Origin of the sequence: Shewanella sp. S1-58-MNA-CIBAN-0166, from assembly GCF_040310085.1 — a bacterium.
Taxonomy (GTDB): domain Bacteria; phylum Pseudomonadota; class Gammaproteobacteria; order Enterobacterales; family Shewanellaceae; genus Shewanella.
Genome location: NZ_JBEOPN010000025.1, coordinates 15,252 through 39,716, shown reverse-complemented (window position 1 = coordinate 39,716; position 24,465 = coordinate 15,252). Strand labels below are relative to the sequence as shown.

The window sequence follows — 24,465 nt, the reverse complement described above, 5'->3', positions numbered from 1 at the left end:
TGCAATGCTAAGGTAACAAAATTGCCTATTTTACATTCATTTCTCACGTTAATAATTGACTTTGCTTGTGTCAGTAAATGTAAAGATGCTAAATTCAAGCAGATAAATGAGATGTGTAAAATATGCAATGTTACCGGTGTTTTTTTACGATAAGATTTTACATATAAATGTTTTATATATAAAAACGGCCCTAAAATTCAAAAATGAATTACGCATAATAATAGGTGGGTTTACGTGATATCTGTATATTTGGTTGACGACCATGAACTCGTGAGAACGGGTATTCGTCGCATTTTGGAAGATGAACGCGGTATTAAAGTCATCGGTGAAGCACCTGATGGAGAAACAGCCGTACAGTGGTCTCGACAAAATGAAGCGGATGTCATTTTAATGGACATGAATATGCCTGGTATGGGGGGATTAGAAGCCACCCGTAAGATTTTACGCTATCAGCCAGACGCTAAAATTATTGTGTTAACCGTACAAACAGAAGACCCTTTTCCGACCAAAGTGATGCAGGCAGGTGCTTCTGGTTACTTAACCAAAGGTTCCACATCGCCAGAAGTATTGCGTGCCATTACTCAAGTGGCTCGTGGTCAACGTTATTTGTCGCCAGAAATTGCGCAACAGATGGCGCTAAGCCAATTCAACCACTCTGACGAGAATCCATTTAGCAGTTTGTCTGAACGTGAATTGCAAATCATGATGATGATAACCAATGGTGAAAAGGTTAATGATATTTCTGAAAAATTAAATTTAAGCCCTAAAACTGTCAATAGCTATCGTTATCGACTATTTGCCAAACTGGGGATCGGCGGTGACGTTGAGTTGACCCGTTTAGCTATCCGTTACAAAATGCTCGATACAGGTTCATTCTAGTCAGGAATAATGTATTCCTCGCAACGCATTAAGTAGCTTTAATCATGCCAAGTGGTTTTAACGCCAAATCTTTTTTAAAACATGTCACCTCAGCGCCTGGTGTTTATCGAATGTACGATAAACACCAACAGGTTATTTATGTTGGTAAAGCCAAAGATCTCAAAAAACGCTTAAGCTCGTATTTTAGAGTCAATATCGCCAATGTTAAAACTCAGGCGCTGGTTTCGCATATCGATCATATTGATGTGACCGTTACGCACAGCGAAACTGATGCGTTATTGCTCGAAAACGATTACATCAAACAGTACATGCCCAAATACAACGTGCTGTTGCGTGATGATAAATCTTATCCGTATATTCTTTTGAGCGGCCATAAGCACCCTCGACTTGCTTATCATCGTGGTCCAAAACGTGAAAAAGGTCATTATTTTGGCCCATACCCTAATGGTGGTGCAGTCCGTGAGAGTTTGCATTTAATGCAAAAGCTGTTTCCAATCCGTCAATGCGATGACTTATATTATAAATCCAGATCTCGGCCTTGTTTACAGTATCAATTAGATCGTTGTAGTGCGCCTTGTGTGGGGATTGTCAGTGATGAGGAATACAGCGAACAGGTCAAATTAGCCGGTTTATTTTTACGCGGAAAAGACAAACAAGTCATATCACAGCTGGTGGCCAAAATGGAGACTGCTGCAATTGATATGGAATATGAGCGTGCGGCACAGTATCGTGACCAAATTACCGCATTAAGGCGCGTGGCAGAACAGCAAGAAGTGTCAAATCATAAAGGCGATATGGATGTCATCGGCGTCGATTACGCCTCAGGTATTGCCTGTTTTCATCTATTGTTTATTCGCGATGGTAAAATTTTTGGTAGTCGCAGCTATTATCCTTCAGTACCCGCAGAAACTGAAATTGAAGAAGTGTTGTCATCATTCTTGGGCCAGTTTTACCTTAATGCCGATATTCAGCGCACTATTCCAAAAGAAGTCATTCTCAGCCATCACTTTGACGGTATAAAAGAATTAGAAGCGTCGATAGAACACGCATTAGATAAAAAGTTTGAGTTAAAAACGCAAGTAAGAGGCGACAGAGCTAATTTTTTACGTCTTGCCATGACTAACGCGAGTAATGCCGTCGCGACCAGACTGTCACATAAGAATACTGTTGAACAACGTTTTCAATTACTTGAAGAAGCACTTGAACTTAATGAACCGATTAAGCGGATGGAATGTTTTGATATCAGTCATACTATGGGCGAAAGCACTGTGGCATCGTGTGTGGTGTTTAATCGAGAAGGGCCGCATAAAGCCGATTATCGCCGTTACAATATTACCGGTATTACCGGTGGTGATGATTATGCCGCGATGGAACAGGCAATAAGCCGTCGATTTGATAAAATCGACAACAATGGCAAAGTGCCTGATTTAGTCTTCATTGATGGTGGTATTGGCCAGTTAAGAGTGGCGCAAACGATTGTCGATGAAAAGTGTGTCAATATTGATAATCCACCATTACTCATTTGCGTGACTAAAGGTGAGGGTCGCAAAGCAGGCCTTGAAACCTTTATTGTTGGTGGCAGTGAACAAGCTTTCGATATTCCCAGTGATTCGCCTGCATTTCACTTAATGTTGCACATTCGCGATGAGTCACATCGCTTTGCGATTACCGGACACCGTAATAAACGTCAGAAAACTCGCAATACTTCTACCTTAGAATCCATCGCAGGTGTGGGCCCTAAAAGGCGTAAAGCTTTGTTGCAACATTTAGGCGGAATTCAAGAAGTGAAGGGCGCTAGCGTGGCTGAATTGACAAAAGTACCCGGAATTAGCTTAGAAATGGCACAAACAATTCATGATGCATTGCGAGGGGGCTAAAATTAAGGCAAGATTGGCGCTGCTTCTGACAAATTGGTCTTTTTATGCCGTTTAACTTACCTATTGCACTGACATTATTCCGTATTGCTTTGTTACCCGTATTTATAGCGGTATTTTATTTACCATATCCATGGGCACCATTTGTTTCGGCATTTATTTTTTGGTTGGCCGCTTTGACCGATTGGTTAGACGGTTATGCTGCGCGTAAACTTGGTCAACTAACCCGATTTGGCGCTTTTTTGGATCCAGTTGCAGATAAAGTCATGGTGTCGACTGCATTAGTGCTGTTGGTTCAACAAAATGACAATGTGTACTTAACCTTAGCAGCGTTATTTATGATTGGTCGCGAAATTGTTATTTCAGCCTTGCGTGAATGGATGGCCGAAATAGGCAAACGTGGCGTAGTTGCCGTGTCTTGGATTGGTAAATATAAAACTGCCACGCAAATGATCGCAATTATTGGATTGATTTGGAAACCCACACCTTGGCTAACTGATGTCGCTTACGGCTTGTTTTATATTGCCGCAGCACTGACGTTCTGGTCGATGATGAGTTACATTTCAGCAGCTTGGAAAGATTTAACGGCAGAATAGCGTAATAATAGTTCAATAAGATTATTTAGTGCGCAAACAGTCAAAATTGCGTAAATCAATAATTGACACACGAGGTTAATTCGGTAGAATGCCTCCCCGTAGACAAGTGATGAGTCAACAACAAGCCTTAGGGTTTTATGTTAACTAACACGATTAATGCGACATTAGTTTAGTTTGATAGGCTGAAATATGAAATCTTTCTTACTAATATAATAAAGCATTAAAATGATTGAATACGCGACATTAGCTCAGTTGGATAGGTTGAAAGACGATACCTTTCTCGCAGATTTAATAACGTGTTGAAACGATTGAATAAGCGACATTAGCTCAGTTGGTAGAGCGATACCTTGCCAAGGTATAGGTCATCGGTTCGAACCCGATATGTCGCTCCAATTTCTTATCTTATCCGATGGATTTGAATTTGGTTAAAGATGGCGCGATGGCAGAATGGCTATGCTACGGATTGCAAATCCGTCTATCTCGGTTCGACTCCGGGTCGCGCCTCCACAAAATTGCGTTTAATGGTTACGTTAAGTAACGGTTAAAACAACACTTTGCCCGAGTGGTGGAATCGGTAGACACAAGGGATTTAAAATCCCTCGCTGAATAAGCGTGCCGGTTCAAGTCCGGCCTCGGGTACCATCATTTACATACGTAATTCTTTGTAATAAAGAATGGTGTAAAAAAGCCTCAACATTAGTTGGGGCTTTTTTACGTCTGTAATTTAATGATAAAGAATAAAGATGAAATCCCTGACGCTGTTGTTGAACATCAGATGTGGCATTTTTGTGGATATGGCCTACGGCCATGAGTACAAAAGTACAAAGAAAACACCTGGATCCCGGCTTAAAAACACTGCCGGGATGACGAGAAGGTAGCTAACAAGCTATAAACATCGAAGTTATTGATGAGCCTGTGCTCTACAACGCCAACAGCTGTGGTAAATACTCACTGTCTAAAGCTGCAATATCGATTTGTTCGGTGAGCACATCATGCAATATTTGATGACTGGTCAACGGATTGGCGAGTACCACGCGAAATACTGTCGTTTGTTGACGTAAGTATTTTGCTGGCTTAATACGTGTGCGTGACACAAACGATTTGCCTTGTTCGCGTTGATGCTTTTGAATAAATTGCGTCAGTCCATCGAGTAGTTCATTGATTGATGCAACTAAAACGCTATCTTGGTTGGCTAGAGCTGTAGTAAGTATGGCTTGCACCGATTTTGGTACATAACGATAGGTCAGCAAACATAACTCAGGCTCAGTGACTAACTCAAAATCAGGATGTTGGTCGATGATTGAGGCAAAGTAACGGGCTTTTTCTAGGCTGTTATTAATGAGGATTTCATAGCCATCGCGGCCAATAATTTGAAGACAAGCATGCACGAGCATTGCCACTCCAGGTCGCGAACCTTCCAGCGTTTGACTGCCTAGGTCTTTTGAACCCACCCGTAGAATATATTCAGCATGATGCACTATGGCTTGCGCCAGTTCAGGGTCTTTAAATAACACCATACCGGCGCCCATTGGAACATACATTTGCTTATGGGCATCGATAGTAACGGAGTCAGCTAACTCGATGCCTTTTAGTAAATGGCTATATTTTTTGGACAATAAACTTGCGCCGCCCCATGCCGCATCTACATGGAAATGACAATTTAGCTCGCTGGCTAACACTGCTAATTCAGTTAAGGGATCCACATTGCCTGTTTCAGTTGTACCCGCGATACCAACAATGGCCATGACTTTTATATTTTGTTGTGCCAGCTTTTCTGCTGCATCACGCATGGCAGCAACATCGACTTTATGATGCTCATCTGTTGGGATGCTAATGATGTTATCTCGGCCAATACCCAACAAGTCGGCAGTTTTGCCCAAAGAGTAATGACCGCGATCGGACACTAAAATAGCAAGGTCATCATAACCATAAAAACGCAATGCTTTCGTCATTCCTTCGCGGGTGACGCCTTTAAATTCGCCGCGTGGTTGTAACAGCCGGTTTCGGGCAATCCACAGTGCGGTGATATTGGCAACGGTGCCACCTGAGCAAAATGCCCCGAGTGAGTGGTTAGCACTGTGCATCCATTGATGATAGAAATCATCAGATTGTTGATACACCAAATGATGCATCATGCCTAACACTTGGCGCTCTAATGGGGTAAAGGCTTTCGATGTTTCAATTTTGACTAAATTTTGATTTAGACCCACCATCATTTTTGACAGTGGTAACACGAAATAAGGCAATGCCGAGGTCATGTGTCCAATAAAACTGGGTGCTGAAGTATGGACTGAATGAGCGACTAGGTTTTGCATGATTTCGTCGGCATAATCAGAAACGAACTTGGGATCGGTCGGTATCTGATAGGCGCTAAAGTCAGTTTCTATTTCTGACAGCGGTTTTTCCAGTGCGGCGATGCTATTACCTAAAAAACCTGCAAGGTCTTGAGATAGCTTTTGCTCAATAATGCTCAACGTCGAGGTTGAATCTTCAGGGGCGGTAAAAATTCGCAGTAAGCTGTCTTCTGAAGCGTTTGCTTGACGGGTGATTTTCGAGGTCATTTTGCTTGCCGTAATGATGAAAACTTCATCCTGATAGCATTGACGGGTGCTTTACGATTAACGCTACACCTTCAGGATGAAATGAGGGTGCTAACTTTACTGTATGGCTGGTTTCGCTTCAAGTATTTATCGTGTTATTACTGCGGATTAGCTGCGTTAATTCAGAATATGAATGATGTTGATATGAATAATCCAGCACAAATGCGATAAGGCATTTGTGCTGGATTAGATTACTTGTCTGCAAATGAAAGTGACATCATTGCCGCAATGTTGCGCGCGGTATTGGTTAGATTAACCTGGGCTTCAGACAATACTTGCTCTAAGGGCTGCAACGCAGGAATGATAGGAAAAATAGCATGCATGCCTTCGGCTAAAATAGCATCTGCATTTTCACCAAGGCATCCTGAAATACCGATAACCGGAATATTAAGTTGTTTGGCGACATTCAATACTCCCATAGGGGTTTTACCAAACACGGTTTGACCGTCTATTCGACCTTCACCGGTAATAACCAGATCAGCATTGAGACAATGTTGTGCCAACTTAACGCTTTTAGTGACAATATCGACCCCAGGTTTTAAGGTTGCATTTAACATTGTCATTACGCCAAATCCCATACCGCCAGCAGCCCCAGCACCAGGGTGTAATTGACAGTGTCCATCAATTGACTGGTTAAGGTGTTGGTTAATGATATGAGCAAAATGCCCCAAAGCGAGATCAAGTTGCTCAACCATCTCAGTAGTAGCCCCTTTTTGTGGACCAAAAATAGCACTGGCGCCTCGTGGCCCGCATAATGGATTATCGACATCGCACGCAACTTCAATTACGCACTCCTTAATGGCTGGATGGCATGATTGCATGTCGATGTAATGTAATTCGGCGAGGGCAGCTCCACCAAAAGGTAATGGAGTATTGTTTATATCACTTAGTTGGACTCCTAAGGCCTGCATCATGCCTGCGCCTGCATCATTAGTTGCACTGCCACCTAGGCCTAAAATGATGTGTCTTATGCCTCTGTCTAATGCGTCGGCAATCAACTCACCAGTACCAAAACTGGTGGTTAATAATGGATTACGTTGAGTGGATGGCACCAGATGTAAACCTGATGCGGCAGCCATTTCGATTATTGCAGTTTGGTTTCCATCCTCATCAAGTTGTCCTAGCACGCCATAAAATGCGTTAACAGGTAAACCTAAAGGCCCTGTGACAGTGAGATTAATAATCTGTCCTTGGGTGGCATCGACCATAGCTTGTACTGTACCTTCACCGCCGTCGGCCATTGGCACTTTACAATATTGCGCGTTTGGGAATACCTGTTTAAATCCATTCTCAATGGCATTAGCCACTTCTAGGGCGCTTAGGCTTTCTTTAAATGAATCGGGTGCAATAACAATTTTCATATAAGACTCTGATTAATAATTTACAGTAAAAATAAGCTTAGTAGATAAACGGTAATCATCGCCGTGACTCCCTGGATTAAGGTGGCCATTGTTTGGGCCCGATACGCTTGTTTGACGCTCATGCGGCTAAATTGAGTCACCACCCAGAAGAAGCTATCGTTTGCATGTGAGACGGTCATCGCACCCGCACCAATTGCCATTACGGTTAACACTCGGCCCATTTCTGAGGCTAAACCAATATCTCCTAGTAATGGTGCCACTAATGCTGAGGTAGCGACTAATGCCACCGTAGATGAACCTTGTGCTGATTTGAGTGCCGCGGCCACGATAAACGGCATAAAAATACCCACACCTAAAGCGGACAAGCTACTACCCAGAAATGCACCAATCTCAGTGGCTTTTAATACCGCGCCAAATGCACCGCCAGCACCGGTGATCAATAAAATAGGTGCTGATACCACTAAACCTTGGCTGATACGATCGCTAAACTCTTTGATTTTTTGGTTGCTTTTTAACAGCGATAACGACAGAAATAGGCCGATCATTAAGGCGTTAACAGGTTGGCCCAAGAACACTAATAAATCGAATAAGCCTTGTTCACCTAATGGTTTTGAAGGGAAGTTAGCCACCGAGCCTAAGCAGATTAAAATGATAGGTACAAAAATAGGCGCAAATGCTTTGGTAGGGCTAGGTAATTCGCCATAGGTTTTCTTTAGATCATCAAAATCTTCTTGCTGCAGATTCAGTTCTTCGGCGCCTTCTCCGTCTGGCTGCTCATTGGCAAAACGATTGGCCCACAACATACCGGCAAAAGCGGCAATGGCAGCAACAAACACACCGACAGCAATAACGAGTCCAAGTTGTGATTCAAGACCAAGATTACCCGCTGCAGCGATAGGACCTGGGGTTGGCGGCACAAAGGTATGAGTTGCGTATAACCCAGTTGCTAGGGCGACGCTCATGGCAACTTGAGACACTTTCATCCGGTTTGCCATTGACTGTTTTAATGAATTTAAAATCACAAAACCTGAATCACAAAAAACAGGGATCGACACTAAGTAGCCAATCATTGACATAGTTAACGTTGGGAATCGTTGGCCAAACAGTTTAATGACCACATCTGCCATAGTTATGGCTGCACCACTTTTTTCGAGAATGGTGCCAATAATCGTACCGAGCACAATGACTAAGCCGATGTAACCTAAAATACCACCGAAACCGCCAGTGATGGTTTTGGCAATTTCATTGCTGGGTAAACCATAGGCAAATGCGGTGAGAAATGAGGCTAAAATGAGGGTTAAAAAAGGGTGTAGTTTAAATTTAGAGGTGGCGATGACGATAAAGGCTATCACGCCGATTAAGATCAATATTAGTCCCATAGAGTACTCGTTATTTATTATTGTAGGGGGTGGTTTAGTATTCATCATAGTAAACCATTACCTATAAATTACTTTGTGCGCTTGCACTAATAAATCTATGAGTTAATACTATTTTTGTGCTGATGCACAATTAAGTGTTAGGTTGGTGAATTAACTGACCTAAATATAAACTCAGTAATCCATTAAAACTGTGTAAATCAATATTGGTGATAGTTTGAATTTTATCTAATCGGTAACGCAGTGTGTTTCGATGGATAAACAAACTGTTAGCACAGGCTTGGATGTCTCCCATGTGTTCTAGATAAGCGGCAAGTGTTTTTTGCAATTGTTGGTTATTGTCAACTGCAATCAGTTTCATGTAAGGCCCAGCAAGCGCATTACCTCGCCAGTGTTGCCGTAACCCTGATAACAGTACTTGTAAGCTGTAGTCTTGGTATAAATATTTGGTTTTTGTTGGATGTAATCTTTTTCCAATATCTAACGTTTCTTTGGCGGTGCGATAGGAGTAACTAATGCCTAATTCACCACTGAAATAATGCCCCAATGAAATATGCAGGCTAAGTTGCATATTGGCGGGTAAGCGTTTGAGTAATTTGTTGATGCGTTGGTTTTCAAGCTCAGGGTCAAATTGCTTACCATCTAAAAAAGCCGGCTTTAAAATAACTAATTGAGTGAGTGATGTCATCGCAATTAAGTTATCGCGTACAGGATTTTGTAATAAATACAGTACTTGTTTTAATGCTTGATTGTCTTGTTGATATAATGGGTTTTTGTTATCAAGTTCGATAATGGCGGCCACTCGCGGTACGCTTAAATCGACACCTAATTGCAATGCCCATTGTTGTAAAGAAGGTAAGTCTTGCTCATTGGCATGAATGAGTTGCGAAATAAACTCCTCTTTTTGACGATTCTGCCACTGTAATTGCTCTTGCAAATTTGCTTGCTCGACAATCATCTCTGCTGTCATCTTAAGCAGTTCACCATAGTGGCTTAATGTGTCTGGCTCGCCAGTGATACCGATAACGCCAACCACTTGACCTTGGTAATGCAATGGCAAATTTAGCCCAGGTTTGACGCCATGTAAGTTTGAAGCGATGGCTTGGCTTATTTCAACATTGCGATTTTGGCTGATAGCTAATAGTGCCCCCTCATGTACAGTGCCAATCCGATCGATATCGCCTGAACCTAATATCACTGCTTGAGCATTCATAACATTGATATTATGACCAATAATTTTCATGGTTCGGTCGACAATTTTAGTGGCAATTAGTGTATCAATTTGAAACATGAATTTCTCTGGGCAATCAATATCGGTACTGAATGATACCTGATGTTAGCTAAGTATTGGGAGGAGGTTGGTGCTTAAATGCATTGGAAATTTAAAAAACAAGCAATGGTCTTTAACAAGCAATAGGGGAGGAAAGATGAGCAACATAAAATGGGGGGCACATCCATTTGCCCAAACTTCAATAACAAGCTATTCACCTTGTTAATATAATGTTAAATCCGGTGTAATTGCAAGTTTTTTATACAATAGGATGCTAGCGACCGTTTTTGTGTCTAAAGGTCATTAAATCAAATGATATAAAAACGCCAACCTAGATAAGGTTGGCGTCATTTTTAATGTGATCGACTTGGTTATATTACCGTGATATCACTTACAGACTATAACTCACGTTGAGCATGATCATGTGTGCAGTGTAGTCATGCTGTAAATTACCTAAACTCATGACATTCCAAATGGTATCTGGCTCAATATCATTGGCGTCATCATTATCAAGGTATTTTTCCATTTTGTAGTCTATACGCAAGGCCATTTTTTCGGTGGCTTGATATTGTGCATACACATTAATGTTATGCACTTTGGCAAAATAGTCACCGTAATCGCCACTAATACCTTGTCTTACTTGGGTGTTACTGTCTGAGTCTGAGTAGGTATAATCCAAACCTAAGCGCAAACGACTGTCCATTAAATTGTTGTAGCTTAAGCCTGCTCCAACAACATCGACAGTGTCTTCAATATCGGCTTGCCAAGTCGCTATACTTAAATTGGCGCTGCCAGATTGAGCCGATTTGATGATTTGATGGTTATAAAATGTATTAACATTCATATCGTCATTAATCATGTAGCTCAGATTAATATCGTAGTTTGTGTCTTTTGATTCAGTTAAACCTATTTGCGTATTTGTATAGTCATCATATGCATAGCGAACCCCAAAATCGACGTTCAAGTTATCAATAGGGCTATGATTAATACGCGCCTCTATTTGAGTGCGGTCACGGTCGGCCAAATAGTATCGACGTAGCAACGGATTTTGTTCTGCAGATGACGATTCTGATGCTTTATATTCTGAACCATCTCTCTTGCTCAAACTACCTTTAAGCCACATATCCCACATGTCAAAACTATTGACGCGTAAACGTGCCCAGACGTTATTATCGTCAGTGGTTTCTCTGCCTTGATTACTGCGTTCATCTCGTTTGAAATCATAACCCGCATCGAGTTTTAAACCATGGTTGATACGATAGTCAGTGGATAATTTAGCGCTATGGGTAGTGAGATCGTATGGCGTGTTATACCGCACTTTGCCGGTAACATCGTTAATGCTAATTTGAGTCCATTGTTCGATTTGGGTGTTGTTTTCTCTGTCGTTATAATCATAACTGCCAGTGAGACGCCATGCTCGGCTGAGCTTAGTCACCGCTTTAAGTGTCATGCCGGTGATATCAACTTTTGCATCAATAGAATCTGCCGGTAATGAATAGCCATAACCTATGCTAGTTAATTGCTGATCTTGGGTCATTTGGCCCATGAGTAAACGGCCACTTAAGCTGGTAATGGAATCGTTATATTGGCCCATTAGCGAAATAGTATGGGCCTCGTTATCTGGGTCTAGCGCCATATAACCACGACTTTGCGCCCCAAACGTAGGGTTAAAGGCGCTGTCAAAACCAAGCTGCTGGTGGTTATTGCTAAACACTGAACCATTGTAGTTTATGCTGGTAAACCAGTGATCACCACGGAGTTTAATCCCAGCGTTTAAGATGTCGGTGGTGTAATCAACCGGCTCCGCTAACATCATTGACTGGTTGAAAAAACTGCCAGAGGCAACTTTGGTTCCGGTTTTCTCTTCACGCTGAAAATTAACGTAGGTTGTGAACAGTGATTCTGTTTGATATTCAAATCCTAGACCGGCACGTTCACGTTTAAGCGACAATTCAAATGGGGTTAAACTGCTATAAAGCATTGGCATGTCTGAGCTTGAACCTGCCGTTACCCAATTATCCGCTAAAGTAAGATTATCGCTGCCGATATTCTGGTAAGGACTTAAGGCATTATTGCTCTGATACGTAGCGATGGAGCGATAACCTAGATTGAGGCGATACAATCCAAGTTTACCGACATCTATTTCCATACGGCCATTGTCCATGCCCATATTATTTGCGACGACTTTTGCTTGGTAGCCATTGTCACCTCGATACTTTATATCGGCATCCACTTTGCCCGCTGTTTGATTACTGCTATTAAATGCGTTGGCTGAGTTAATATCGTCTTCGCTGTTGTAACCAATACCAACCCCGACAGTTCCTGTGGTACCTGTTTCGACAGCACAAGCCTTACAATTCCAAGCATCATATTTAATATTGTCGGTTTTAGCATTTGCTAGGCCATAACCATCAGCCATCAGGCTAAAGCTGGTACTAGTGAGTAACGCTAAGGTAATGAGGTTCAATTTGGTATTCATAATATAATCTCCTTAGCGCTGCAGTAACTTACCAGACGGATGGTTTGAACCATGCACCTGACTATGACAATTTAAGCAGCTGCGACCACCAGTAAAGGCATTACCATTTACTGTTGAACCCATATCAGTGTTACCTAGATAAGCGTTGCTGGTGTGATTGTCACTCGCATGACATTGCTGACACAGTTGTGGCGCACGAGTTTTGAGCATTGCATCGTTCACAGAACCGTGTGGATTATGGCAATTGACGCAATTTTCGGTTACGGGTGCATGCTCCCACAGCTTTGGGCCGCGTTTCTCAGCGTGACATGAATAACACGTTTCATTGACTGTTGGCTGAACAAGATCTGAATCGCTCAAACTGCCATGTGGATTATGACAGTCGCTACAGGTCATTTGATTCCATTTCATTGGATGACTGGTGCGCTTGTTCATGTCAGCTTTTTGTCTGGTGTGACAAGTGGTACATACTTCGACTTCTGTTTGTTTTGACAGTATTGGGTCATGTTCAGCATGTATGCTATGACAAGATGCACATGCCACATCGGCATTGGCGTGATGACTACTGTCCCATGCCACGCGTTTGTCGTCGAGATGACAGCTCATGCACACACTGTTTTGCTTGTCTGCAGCGAGTGTTGAAGTTGGGCCAAAGGTAATCATTGGCTCTTTACCACCACGATTATGTGAACCTAGTGGGCCGTGACACGCTTCGCACTGTAATCCAGCCATTGGACTTTTTGATGAATCAATTGCGCCATGAGCACCTTTGAATAAATCCATGACCTTTTCTGATTTTTTATGACACATCAAACAAGTGTCGGCACCCTTTGGTGAGTATTTTCCTTCGGCGAATTTTTTATCGAGTGTTGCTTCAACTTCTGCCGGTGTCATGCTGGCATCCCACTTTGCCGCCTGTACATGACTCGACATAAACAGCGTCGATGCAGTAAGGCAGAGCAGGGCTAAAAATAAGGTATTTATTGAATGTGTGGTCTTCATAAGTAGACTTCCTAATTTGTCCATTTTGATGATCAACAAGTTGATTACGTAAGCCATAGCATGAGAGAGAAGCAGGGCTTCTCTCTCAATGGACAAATTAAAGCTTCACTTGTGTGTGGTTTTCAATGGTGGGTGCATGGCAGAAGAAACAGGTTTCTAACTGCGCAGCATCATTGGCTTCTTGATAGCTACCATTAATAACCGCACCTTGACTTTGTGCATGCTGCGAAATCGTGTCAAAGCCATGACAAGATGCGCACGTTGCAGTGATAGGTGTTGTATAAAGGCCTTGCGACGTAGCAAGTGCACCTTTAACTTTGAATGCATCAAGATTAAAGTCGTTGTGACACTGAGTACAGTCTTTGATAATGCCTTGCTCACCATGAACACTGTGCAATTTCATTTCAATGGCGCCTTGATTAGCACCAGAAGCATAAGTGCCATCTGGCGTATGACAAGCCACACAACCATCCAAACCTATGGTGACTTCGCCATTAAGCTCACGAGCTAATTGTTCTGACATCACAAAACCAGCATGGTGGCCTTTATGCAACTCAAAAGTATCTCCATGGCAATTATCACATGAACCAAAATTGACCGAGTCAGTGTGACGATAGCTAGGCGCATTACCAGAGAAAGTGCCTACTGTGAACTCGGCTTTCATGCTGGTAGTTGCTACGCCGTCGACACAATCAATGGCTTGAATACCATCGTTACACATTTCAAGACCAATAAAGCTAAAGGCGGTATCTGTGTCGCCTGCGCCAAATGGCAGTGATGCAATGTTATAGACTAAGTTACCTGATTCAATGACTACATCGGCTTGTAACAGACCCGCTTTGATAAAGTCTTTACTGATTTTGGCTAAACCGCTTCCTGGGCTAGGGTTATATCCCATAATTGGGAAGTTAGGTCCGACGTTAGTAATGGTTTCAACTCGTTGAATTTTGCTGACTAAGTTTGTTACGTCAATAGCCGTACCGTTAGCATCTAAAATTGTTACCGATAAGGTCGCTGATTTGTCTTCAGCGCTTGATTTATTAGCCGTTAATGTTGCTGTCATGCCGTATAAATCGATAAATGTTTTTTTCTGAGTATACGAAGTCGTGTGCAACTCTTCTGTCCAACTTGCATTATGACAAGCTATACAATTTGAATTATCGACTTGTTGCGGATGACCTTGACCCGTTTTAAAGTCAATGTCGGTATGACAACTTGAACAGGCTTCCATGGTTGGAATTCGAGACCAGTTGTTCGATTCGCTCAGTTGTTCTGAATTAACATGACAAGTGGTGCAATTATCTTGCACTATCGCATGCGCTGCTTCTGCACTCTTGTCCAAGTTGCGGCCATACATTTTGGCATTGTTATGAACATTATGAATTAAGTGACTGAACTCATCCTGAACCTTGCCTTTTTCAATAGCCAATTCATTGGTATGGCATGATGTACAGGTTTCTAAATCAGTGTAGCTATGATAAATGCTTTCGCCTTCTGCATGGCAGGTATTACAAGTAGCACCACTGACGATGTTTTTAGTGTATTTAGCCTCGAATCCTTCGCCGTCAAAATCTTCGGTGATTTCAGTACGCGGGACTCCGGTAACGCCGTCTTGCAAGGTTGATGCACTAGCAATCACGTTATAACGTTGGGTTAGCTCTGAATTAAACCCTTCAACATTGACGGTGAAACTGTAATTGCCGTTACCATGGTCGGTAAAGGCTTTTTCGGAGCCAATAAATTGCCATTGGGCTGAATTACCCGCACCGCTTGCACCAGCTGGAATGAGTTGGACGACTTTTTTAATTTCAAAGTCTTTAAGACCCGCTACAGGGAGATCTTTTTCATTGGTCGCAAATACTTCAATAGTCGGTTTGCTGTCTTGATAGGTAACTTTGGTGATATCTAAGTTTAGCGTTTTAATCGCTTCAGCAGGCTCTCCACCAGGATTTCCTGGATTACCAGCAACACCATCATCGCCTCCGCCACAACCTACCAGTGTCATTGATGCTGACATAGCAAGTAACAATGCCTTTTTTATGTATTTTTTATTCATCATATTTTCCCTGCAAAGGTCATCCATCTAACTCACTGGCAGTATGTTCTGCAATTATCTTATTCAGTTAAGTTGATGTTGGAATTAATTTTCCCAACACTAAGATTACGTTACAAACAGCAACTCGTCTTTAAAACGAACGTAATTGTGTGATGATGATCAGCCTATTAATAAAGGGGTATATAATATGCGCAGTTTAGCGGGGGAAGATTGTTCGGATAACAAAAAGACCTTAGTTATAAACTAAGGTCTTTGATGGATAAAACGCCAAGGTTGTTTATTTGTGTAGCTTAAAAACCATGTGTTTTAGTGACGCGATCTACGGTATGACAGGTAGAACATATTTCCGATGCACGATTACGAGCATCTTCCTCACTTACTCCATCGACTATACCGCCGTTAGATTCAATATGTGACACGGTGGCATCAGTACGATATTTTTGATGACAACTTAAACATGCTCCAGTATCTGATGACATCCATACATCAGCGCCAGTCTCGATATCGCCATAACGCCATACTCTGTCAGTGGCTCTACCAAGTTGGATCCCATCAGCGGTATGACAGGTTTTACAATCGGTTTTCAACACGGTTCCAGATTCAACACCGGCATATTTGAGGTAATGACCTTCAGCGCTGTGTGCTTTAAAGGCAAAGCTGGTCGATTTTTTGCCACCAGGGTAAGTGTCATCACTCCTAAGGGTCTTATCAGCGGTATGACAGGTTTGGCAATTGACACCATTGTCATAGTGATACACCTCTTGGTTATGGCAACCTTGGCAGCTTTCTGTGTTGATAATGTTTCTACGTGTAGCAGTGGTTTGGCTAGTGTCTATTGCACTTGCAGCCATAACAAAATGGAATGGGCTACTTTTAATTTCCACTTTCTGGACATCATCAGTACTACAAGCCGTTAGTTTAACTTCCGGTCTGCCGTAACCACCATGGTTAAAACAGGCTGTAACTGCTGACCATAGCTCAAATGTTTTACCCACATAATCTGTTGGTAAGGTGATCTTATCCCAAACTAAGGTCCAGCTATTATCTGTGTTGGCGGTACCTTCACTTAATTTAAGACGACGATTACTGTAACTGGCATCTTGATACTCAGGATAGTTTTTGTCGCTGTCCCACGCCATAACGATGCGGCTACCTTGGTCGATAAATTCCGCTGCAATAACATTAGCTGAAGCATCGGTAAATTTAACCGTAGTACTGAATTTCCCATCAGCAGTAACTATTACGTCGCTGAATACGGCGTTCATCGCTTGGGTTTCGTTATAGGCTTTCATGACATCGCCATGCGCTTCTTTTGCACTGCGACCATAGCCTTCTTCAACATGGCATGACGTACAATTTGTGCCGACACCAACATGTTGTTGAGACGCTAATTCTGTGTGACATGCAATACAAGCGGTATCACTTTTATTGGCATTAAACAGGCCAGCATCTTTGGGAGCGTTTGCGCCTTCTACGTGACATGCACTGCAATCGGCAGCAGGTTTTTGTGGATACATCACGTTACCGTAATTGTGTATTCCACCGCCATAGCCAATCACTTTATAAGGTGCGGCTACATCGCCATCGGCAGTGCTGGTTACGCGGTCTTGGCCTTTATGAATAGCGTGGATCATGTAGGTGAAATCAACACTGTTACCGGTTTCAGGATCGCCAGATGTTGCGGTATGACATGATGCACAGTTTTCAAGATCGATTCGACGACCGCCGTGCAATGCTAAGCTTTCTGGTTGATGGCAGGTATAACAAGCATTAATCGAGACAACGTCGCGTGATGCAATATCTTCGGTTAAGCCAGTCGAAGGTTGAAAATCGTAATGAGCATTAGCTGTAATTAACGGCTGTTTTAATTCCAATGTAATGCGCTGGGTGTCATCAGCTTGGTAAGTGATGCTTAACGGCTCTATGACTTGAGCAATATTGGTTTGAAATGTGTATGAGTATGAGCCATCTAGATTATCAACTAAGCAGTCGGCACATTTTGAAGCAGCCTCCACTTCAGCTTGAAATTGCGCAGAAGGAGCAATATTGGTTTCATCAGCAGGGATCCAACTTGCATTAGGTTGCTTGGTTGTATTGATATAAGACTGCCATTGATAACCACGGTCGACTTCGACTTTAGCGCCATCAGCACCGACCATTTCAGTAACCGGGGTTAATTGAGCGATACCAAAACGAAGGTCATGATCTTTTGTTAGTCCCAATACCGCAACACCATTGGCATTTTTAAGAATAAAGTCAACACTGACTTTTCCATCGACTACGGTTGCATCGGTAAAGGTCGCTTTTAGGGTAGATGTCGCATCAATGTTTACACCAATAATACCATCTGGCCCATCTTCGCCATTAGTACCATCACTGCCTCCACAACCCGATAGCGCTAGAGCAATAAGCCCTGCACTCAATACCGCTTTTGCAGCGGGACTAACTGTTATTGTCTTCATCATGTATTCCCTGCATTTTTTGTTATCTCGCATTCACTACTGGTTATAAGTGTGCGGATTTTATTCAAATCTAATGTTAGCTAACCTTGGCCACTTACTCATTGAATTATGTCTAGAGTTGTGACTGAGATCTGACTATTCCTTTATGGGTAACGTTGTTTGATGAAGATTTGCCGGTATTACTGAAATAAATAGGATAGTTCCAAAGTGTTAATACCGTTATTAGCATATTCTTGAATACGCTAAGTGATGTGAACCTGCATAAGTGACTTGTGCTCGACGTCATAAACGATTATCTCACCACTGTTTTTCTATTTCATCTGGCTATGTATTTATGTTCAATAGATTAATGATTCACGTCTGAATTCGTATTATGGGCAACATAAATAGTGTGTTTGGCATACTTGGCTTGTGAATAGATCGATTTATGTCGGTTAACCCATCCCTTATCCCATCTAGTATTCCCTGTTAAGGTTAAGTATTGCGCAGTTAGGTAGAGGATTGAAAACTTATTAGGATAAAGGCTTGATCCAGCCAATGGGTTAGGGGATAATCGCCCCGTTCTGAGACATAAGCTTTGTATTATATGGTTCAGAAGTCAATGGTGACCCTAGGGTCCCCCCGCAACGATAACTTGTGAACTCGGCCAGGCCTGGAAGGGAGCAACCGCAGCAAGTGACTCGTGTGCCGGGGTGTGGCTCTAGGGGAACCTCCAATATTCCCCGTATGATTTTCACCGCATTAATTCCAACAAAGTATTGCAACCAAAATATTTTAACCAAAAAATTCCAATCAAAAAACAGCCGTATTGTATGAATAAATTATTCATGGAATTACCATAACCAGTGCTTACTAGAATATATTCATTCAATATCCGGCAAAACATCAGTTAATGGCAAGCATCAGCTAATGCCGGTGAAATTACTGTTGTTGTTCTGCTGCGATTTCAGCTTCTTCTTTTAAGCGTTTTTGCAAATTTGCTTTGAGGAATTGTCTCGAACGTTCTAGTGCTTCGCTTATCTCTGTTTTCATCTGTTTTAATTCTTGATAATTTTCGAAGAAATAAGTATCAACTAAATGGCGAATGTACCTGACGGGTAACTGATTCAGCGTGACGCAGCATAAATCCGCTAAGTATTCTTCTGGCAACTCTTCCATTAGACCTTCATCTCGCAGCATTTCCATTAATAGAACTTCATAATAGTTTCGGATCTCTAATTGCATTATTACGCTCCATTGAGACAGTTTGTTTTATCGACATATGCTTCAATGTCGAGATGTTTGTTTAATTTAGTGACGCAGTGTTATTGGTTTTGTATTGCCTGACACTGTGGTGACCAGATTTCATTGGCAGCAATTAACAATTGGCTATGTCGAATGGTTAATTCTGCTTCATTACGACTATAGCCTCCCCCTATTACTGCTGCAAGTGGGATGCTATGCATTTGTGCTATCGATATTACCTGTTTATCTCTAGCGAGAATACCTTGATTCGAAATGGCGAAATATCCAAGGTCATCATGTTGATGAATATCGACCCCAGCATCATAGATGATCAGATCTGGCTGATGGATGCGTATCAAGTAAGGTAATATTTGTTGTATGTGTTCAAGATATTGTTTATCGGTACACCCTTTATCCAGAGCGATATCGTGATCAGATTGTTGCTTTCTGGACGGGAAATTCTGTGCACAGTGGATCGAGCAACTAATAATATCTGGGCTGCCTTGAGTGAGTGTCGCGGTTCCATCACCTTGATGAACATCACAATCAAAAATGAGTACCTTATCCGCTTTACCTGAGTCAATGGCTGATCTCGCCGCGATAACTAAATCATTGAAAATGCAAAAACCACTGCCAAAATCATAGTGCGCATGATGATAACCACCGGTTAAGTGAACTGCAATTCCATGTTTAAGCGCTAATTCAGCACATAAACGGGTACCATTTACGGCGTGTAAAGTGCGGGTAACTAACTCTTGGCTCCATGGAAAACCAATACGTCTTTGGGCTTTATGGTATAAGGCACCATTGATAAATTGCTCGACATATTGCGGGCAATGCACTGTATAGAGCGTATCTTTCGATATCGGTGTAGGCGTATGGCGATATTGCTCAAACAATAATTGTTGTTTGAGCGCGTGCTGGTATAAATTGTGATATTTAGTGGTTGGAAAACGATGGGTGCTAGGTAACGCCAGCTGTGAATAGCTGGCGTGGTAAACAAAAGGGATCGATAGAGACATTACAGTTGTTTTATTGCCCAGCCCATAAATTCTTTACGGGTTTTGTCATCGGCTTGTAACCACCAATATTGGAGCATTTGTTCTGCTTGTGCTGGAGTCGGCTTTTGCGCCGTTGTTGCTGGCACCGTTACTGGTACAGTTGCAATAACTGGTGCACTCATCGTAGCAGATTCAATATCTGATTTGACTGCTAATGCTTGTATTGGTTGACTGCCGTTACCTGTAGCTGAAGCCGATAAGGTTTCAATATCATGTTGGTTTTTATTGTTAAACAGGCTAGTAATAAATGACTCTTCAGTAAAATTAGTTTGTTCTACACTGTAAGTTACCGCTGCATTATCTTGGCGTTTAATGTTGATTTGTGGTTTTTTAGCGAATGCTTTTGGATTCTTGATAACGTCACCGTCAGCGGGTTGTAATAGATATTGATGATCGCCATCAACCGTTAACGTCACAATTAAAGGTGTCGATTTTACAAAAGATTGACTGTCACTAAAGGAATCATCAACCACATCATGATAACGGACTGCAATTTTATGGGTGCCATTGGTTAACGCTAAATCCGATTGATGATTGAACATACTGGTTTCAACTTCTGCACCATCAAGCGCTAGGTACTCAAAAGACATTGGAATGGTTAAATTCGCTGCTAAGACGGATGATGATGTTAAAAATGCCAAAAGCGCACTTGTGGTAAATAAAGATTTCATTGTTGCTCCTTAACGTGGGTAACTTTGGCGAGGTCGTTCAAAAAGTTGAATACGCTCTTCAATATAACTGGTTGCTTGTTTGCACTTTCCTAAACGGCGATGCATAGACAGAATATCATTTTGCAGTTTTATTTTGTCATCACTATGACAGAATTCAAGAGTTGCTTCCATTTGTTGTATTTTTTGCTCTATTTTTTTTGCCCAATTTAAATGTTTATTGAGTTCAGCGTAGAGTTGATGGCTATTTTGCATCACATTGCTGGCTATCCAACCAAATCCGCTGTCTTGTATTGCTTGTTGTTGTTTTTTTGCATATCGGGCTCGATTACTGGCTTTGCGCTGTTGTTCGGATTTAAGGTTGATGTGAGTGGTTAGCAATGCTCTGCGTAATGCACTAAATCGGTCTTGAATACGATCACAACTGAGTTGGATAACATTACTGCCCAACTTAAGGTAAAGTTGTTTTTCAAGTTGTTTAATATCTTGACGTAACTGAGTGATACAAGGGCTTAGTTGGGCTCCTTGTTGGGCAAATAGCTGACTGTTAAATCGTTCAATTTCTTGTAAAGACTGTCGTTGCGAAGGCGCCAAATTCTGGTCGTGTATTAATGCGTCTTGCTCAAGTTTAGCGAGCTGTTGTTTTAACATTGATAGCAATTGTTGGGTGTTCATACCCATGCACTCCACGTAAGATGGACTGCAATCGACAATACCATAATAATGAATATTGGTTTAATAAAAGGTATTCCAAATCGAATCGCACTTCTGGCGCCGATAAATGAACCTGCCATCATGCATACCCCCATCCACAAGCCGAGCATCCATTGTACTTGACCCATGGATGCAAAGATAATGAGTGCTGTGATGTTACTCACCGCGGTCATGACTCTCGCTAATCCACAGCTGTGCAACAGAGGGAGTTTATACAGCGAGATAGACGATACCGTCCAAAAAGCACCAATACCTGGTCCTGCAAAACCATCGTATCCACCTAAAACAAATCCTTGGCTAATTTGTTTGTATTTTGGTGAACGATATTTTGGGGCCATTATATTTTTGTCACCCATCGCTTTTGGGCTAAATAAGGTATAAACAGCGATACTAATTATGAGTAGTGGTAATATTTTGTCTAGCCATTGTGGGTCAATCAGAAATACTAAACCACAACCTGCAATCGACCCAACCAACGTGGCAAAAAAACACGTTTTCCATAATGCAGGGTTAAATAAATGCTGTTTATAAAAGGTGTAACTCGAAGTAAGAGAACCAAAACAAGCGGCTAATTTATTGGTTCCTAATGCTAAATGTGGCGGAATACCGACGGTGAGTAATGCTGGAATAGACAGAAGCCCACCACCGCCAACTATGGCATCAATAAAACCCGCAAATATACCTATGACCGCTAATATAGCCCAATGGCTAGGGTCTAATAATAAATCCAACTCAATACCTATTCAATAACACGTCTAAAAGGAGGAAGGGCATCAATTAATGATTTGCCATAACGTTTAGTGACTAAACGACGGTCTAAAATGGTCACTCGGCCATAATCTTGCTCTTTTCGTAACAGTCGGCCACAACTTTGGACTAATTTACGTGAAGCATCAGGAATTGTCAGCTGTAAAAATGGATTACCGCCTTTTACTTTTAAGTATTCCGCGTGAGCTTGTTCTACTGGTGAGGTCGGGACAGCAAACGGAAGTTTGGTAATGATTAAGTTTGTTAAGTAATCGCCCGGTAAATCGAGGCCTTCAGAAAAGCTGCCAGTACCGAAAATGACACTGGGTAGACCTTCATCACAGCGTTTTTTGTGCTGTTCTAATATTTGTTGACGTGGAATAGCGCCTTGAACAAAAAGCTGGTCTTTGGGGATTTTACCTTCGACGAGCTCAACTACTTTATCCATTTGCCAATAGGATGCAAACAGCACTAATGTGGCCATTTCACCATCGATAAGTGTCACAATATGTTGTGCAAGTTCGGTGGTGTAATTTTCGTCCGTAGGTTCGCAAACCATTTGAGGTATAAATAAAGTCGCATTATTTTCGTAATCGAAAGGGGATAATAATGCTAAAAATCGGCTGCCATCATTCATTGACAGGCCTACTTGATGAGCAAAATGGTTGAAGCTGTTTAAGGCTCGAAGCGTTGCACTGCACAACACCACGCCAGCGGCTTTTTGCCACAACATAGATTCAAGCATAAAGCCAACTTCTATAGGCGATGAGCAAAATAAATAATCTTGTTGTTTACCGGTAATTAATTCAGCCCAACGCGCCATGGGTGCGCCTTTTTTACTGTCTTCTTTGGCCATCATCTTCCATAACTTATGTAAGTTATCTAGCCGCTGTAAAATAAAACCTGTTTCTGATAACAACCCTTCCGACTGATGTTTAGGCACTTCACCATCTTTGATTGCTTCATTTAACACTGATACCACTTTATTAAATTGCTTTACCGCGGAACCTGATGCAGTGGCCAGATTTTCTGCCTGTATTAATAACGATTGTGGTAATTGGCCATGTTCAAAACGAAGCCTGGATTCAGGGTTAGCGAATAACTGTGGTTGGGTATCACAAAAGTGAGCAACCTGGGTCAGTAAATTGGTTAACTCTGTGGTGTGGTCAAGCATGGCCTGTACAGGGGCAATAATATGAGTGGTTTTGAGTTGATTTTGTAACTTAGAACAGGTTTTCGATGCTTTTTCTAACCAATCACATGCTCCTCGAAGTGTGGCTTGAGCACTGGAGAAATCTCTGGCAACTATCGGTAAGTGATGAGCTTCGTCGATAACATAAAACATGTCTTCTGGTTCTGGTAAAATGACGCCGCCGCCAAGTTCTAAATCGGCAAATAACAGACTGTGGTTAACAATGAGTACATCCCAAGTGTCCACATCTTCACGAGCTTTATGAAACGGGCAATTATGGTGTGCCGATACTTGACGATGACAGCTGTGTTTATCACAGCAAATTTGTTGCCACAAGAAATCAGGAATAGGGTGTTTTAAAGTATCAATTTCACCATTCCAGCGTTTTTGATGAAAATCTTGATGCAATTTTTGTAATTCGTTAATTTGACTTTGGTCGGGTTTAGTTTGCCATATGGCTATTTGTGAGCTGTCTTGTGCCCCTATCATGGCTTCAAGTTTGGCTAAACATACGTAACGCTGACGACCTTTTACCAAACCAAATTTAAAATCAATACCAGACTGTTGTAAAAAATGAGGTAGATCTTTGTGGAGTAATTGTTCTTGAAGTGCCACGGTTGCAGTGGCAATACAGACTTTCTTTTTACTCGAGATGGCTAAAGGGATTGCCCCTAAGATATAAGACAAAGATTTACCAATGCCGGTACCCGCTTCAACCACAATGATACGACGGTCTTTGTCATACTCGCCTGCTAAGGTTTTTGATATTTCCGCTACCATATAGTTTTGTTCGCGACGAGAACGAAATTGCGGCATAGATGCGGCAATTTTTTTATAAATGGTGCGAATTTGACTTTTTATGTTATCCGGTAGCATAGGAAGTATGATTTCTACATAGACTGAA

17 protein-coding genes, 3 tRNA genes and 1 other RNA gene are annotated in these 24,465 nt (G+C 41.9%); 7 read left to right on the top strand and 14 right to left on the bottom strand.

Going from position 1 to position 24,465, the window contains the following annotated elements; genetic code table 11:
• Positions 1-234: 234 nt before the first annotated feature.
• From uvrY to AAEY99_RS15065, 6 genes are all read left to right on the top strand, one after another.
• Positions 235-879, top strand: a complete 645-nt coding sequence (gene uvrY, locus AAEY99_RS15090; protein WP_011638098.1) for a UvrY/SirA/GacA family response regulator transcription factor — start codon at positions 235-237, stop codon at positions 877-879.
• Positions 880-923: 44 nt separating this feature from the next.
• Complete coding sequence (uvrC, locus tag AAEY99_RS15085) at positions 924-2,756, top strand: excinuclease ABC subunit UvrC (RefSeq protein ID WP_101087778.1); 1,833 nt, start codon at positions 924-926, stop codon at positions 2,754-2,756.
• A gap of 44 nt (positions 2,757-2,800) precedes the next feature.
• Entirely contained in the window at positions 2,801-3,349 is a 549-nt protein-coding gene (pgsA, locus tag AAEY99_RS15080; RefSeq protein WP_011638096.1) for a CDP-diacylglycerol--glycerol-3-phosphate 3-phosphatidyltransferase, read from the top strand.
• Between the two features lie 316 nt (positions 3,350-3,665).
• Positions 3,666-3,741: transfer RNA gene (locus tag AAEY99_RS15075), tRNA-Gly, on the top strand.
• Positions 3,742-3,782: 41 nt separating this feature from the next.
• Positions 3,783-3,856 (top strand) — tRNA-Cys (locus AAEY99_RS15070).
• Between the two features lie 49 nt (positions 3,857-3,905).
• Positions 3,906-3,991 (top strand) — tRNA-Leu (locus AAEY99_RS15065).
• A gap of 278 nt (positions 3,992-4,269) precedes the next feature.
• On the opposite strand, the gene panP is transcribed toward AAEY99_RS15065, so the two are convergent.
• The 8 genes from panP to AAEY99_RS15025 all read right to left on the bottom strand — a co-directional run bounded on the left by panP (position 4,270) and on the right by AAEY99_RS15025 (position 17,958).
• Entirely contained in the window at positions 4,270-5,910 is a 1,641-nt protein-coding gene (gene panP, locus AAEY99_RS15060; protein ID WP_351011036.1) for a pyridoxal-dependent aspartate 1-decarboxylase PanP, read from the bottom strand.
• A 230-nt stretch (positions 5,911-6,140) separates the two neighbouring features.
• Positions 6,141-7,310, bottom strand: a complete 1,170-nt coding sequence (locus AAEY99_RS15055) for a glycerate kinase (RefSeq protein WP_192116014.1) — start codon at positions 7,308-7,310, stop codon at positions 6,141-6,143.
• Between the two features lie 20 nt (positions 7,311-7,330).
• Positions 7,331-8,689 carry a GntP family permease gene (locus tag AAEY99_RS15050; RefSeq protein ID WP_162022704.1) on the bottom strand — a complete coding sequence of 453 codons (1,359 nt, stop codon included), beginning with the start codon at positions 8,687-8,689 and terminating at the stop codon, positions 7,331-7,333.
• A 130-nt stretch (positions 8,690-8,819) separates the two neighbouring features.
• On the bottom strand, positions 8,820-9,977 hold the full coding sequence (locus AAEY99_RS15045) for a sugar diacid recognition domain-containing protein (RefSeq protein ID WP_192116013.1): 1,158 nt from the start codon (positions 9,975-9,977) through the stop codon (positions 8,820-8,822).
• A gap of 370 nt (positions 9,978-10,347) precedes the next feature.
• A complete protein-coding gene (locus tag AAEY99_RS15040; protein ID WP_351011034.1) occupies positions 10,348-12,435 on the bottom strand; it encodes an MtrB/PioB family decaheme-associated outer membrane protein in 2,088 nt (695 codons plus the stop codon).
• 12 nt (positions 12,436-12,447) lie between these two features.
• On the bottom strand, positions 12,448-13,437 hold the full coding sequence (locus AAEY99_RS15035) for a DmsE family decaheme c-type cytochrome (protein ID WP_101087790.1): 990 nt from the start codon (positions 13,435-13,437) through the stop codon (positions 12,448-12,450).
• A 97-nt stretch (positions 13,438-13,534) separates the two neighbouring features.
• Positions 13,535-15,496 carry an OmcA/MtrC family decaheme c-type cytochrome gene (locus AAEY99_RS15030; protein ID WP_351011033.1) on the bottom strand — a complete coding sequence of 654 codons (1,962 nt, stop codon included), beginning with the start codon at positions 15,494-15,496 and terminating at the stop codon, positions 13,535-13,537.
• A 287-nt stretch (positions 15,497-15,783) separates the two neighbouring features.
• Positions 15,784-17,958 (bottom strand): OmcA/MtrC family decaheme c-type cytochrome, encoded by a 2,175-nt coding sequence (locus AAEY99_RS15025; protein WP_351011031.1) that lies wholly within the window; start codon positions 17,956-17,958, stop codon positions 15,784-15,786.
• Between the two features lie 607 nt (positions 17,959-18,565).
• On the opposite strand from AAEY99_RS15025, the gene ffs reads away from it, so the two are divergent.
• An RNA gene (gene ffs, locus AAEY99_RS15020) (signal recognition particle sRNA small type) lies at positions 18,566-18,662 on the top strand.
• A 214-nt stretch (positions 18,663-18,876) separates the two neighbouring features.
• Here ffs and AAEY99_RS15015 read toward each other — a convergent pair.
• The 6 genes from AAEY99_RS15015 to dinG form a co-directional block, all read right to left on the bottom strand.
• Entirely contained in the window at positions 18,877-19,179 is a 303-nt protein-coding gene (locus AAEY99_RS15015) for a late competence development ComFB family protein (RefSeq protein ID WP_101087795.1), read from the bottom strand.
• An 80-nt stretch (positions 19,180-19,259) separates the two neighbouring features.
• On the bottom strand, positions 19,260-20,201 hold the full coding sequence (locus tag AAEY99_RS15010) for a histone deacetylase family protein (RefSeq protein WP_351011029.1): 942 nt from the start codon (positions 20,199-20,201) through the stop codon (positions 19,260-19,262).
• Positions 20,201-20,911 (bottom strand): DUF2057 domain-containing protein, encoded by a 711-nt coding sequence (locus tag AAEY99_RS15005; RefSeq protein ID WP_101087798.1) that lies wholly within the window; start codon positions 20,909-20,911, stop codon positions 20,201-20,203. Before AAEY99_RS15005 ends, AAEY99_RS15010 begins: the two co-directional genes overlap by 1 nt.
• A gap of 9 nt (positions 20,912-20,920) precedes the next feature.
• Positions 20,921-21,583 (bottom strand): primosomal replication protein, encoded by a 663-nt coding sequence (locus AAEY99_RS15000; protein ID WP_101087800.1) that lies wholly within the window; start codon positions 21,581-21,583, stop codon positions 20,921-20,923.
• Entirely contained in the window at positions 21,580-22,353 is a 774-nt protein-coding gene (locus AAEY99_RS14995; protein WP_162022710.1) for a TSUP family transporter, read from the bottom strand. Before AAEY99_RS14995 ends, AAEY99_RS15000 begins: the two co-directional genes overlap by 4 nt.
• Positions 22,354-22,361: 8 nt before the next feature.
• Positions 22,362-24,437 carry an ATP-dependent DNA helicase DinG gene (gene dinG / locus AAEY99_RS14990; protein ID WP_351011027.1) on the bottom strand — a complete coding sequence of 692 codons (2,076 nt, stop codon included), beginning with the start codon at positions 24,435-24,437 and terminating at the stop codon, positions 22,362-22,364.
• Positions 24,438-24,465: the final 28 nt, after the last annotated feature.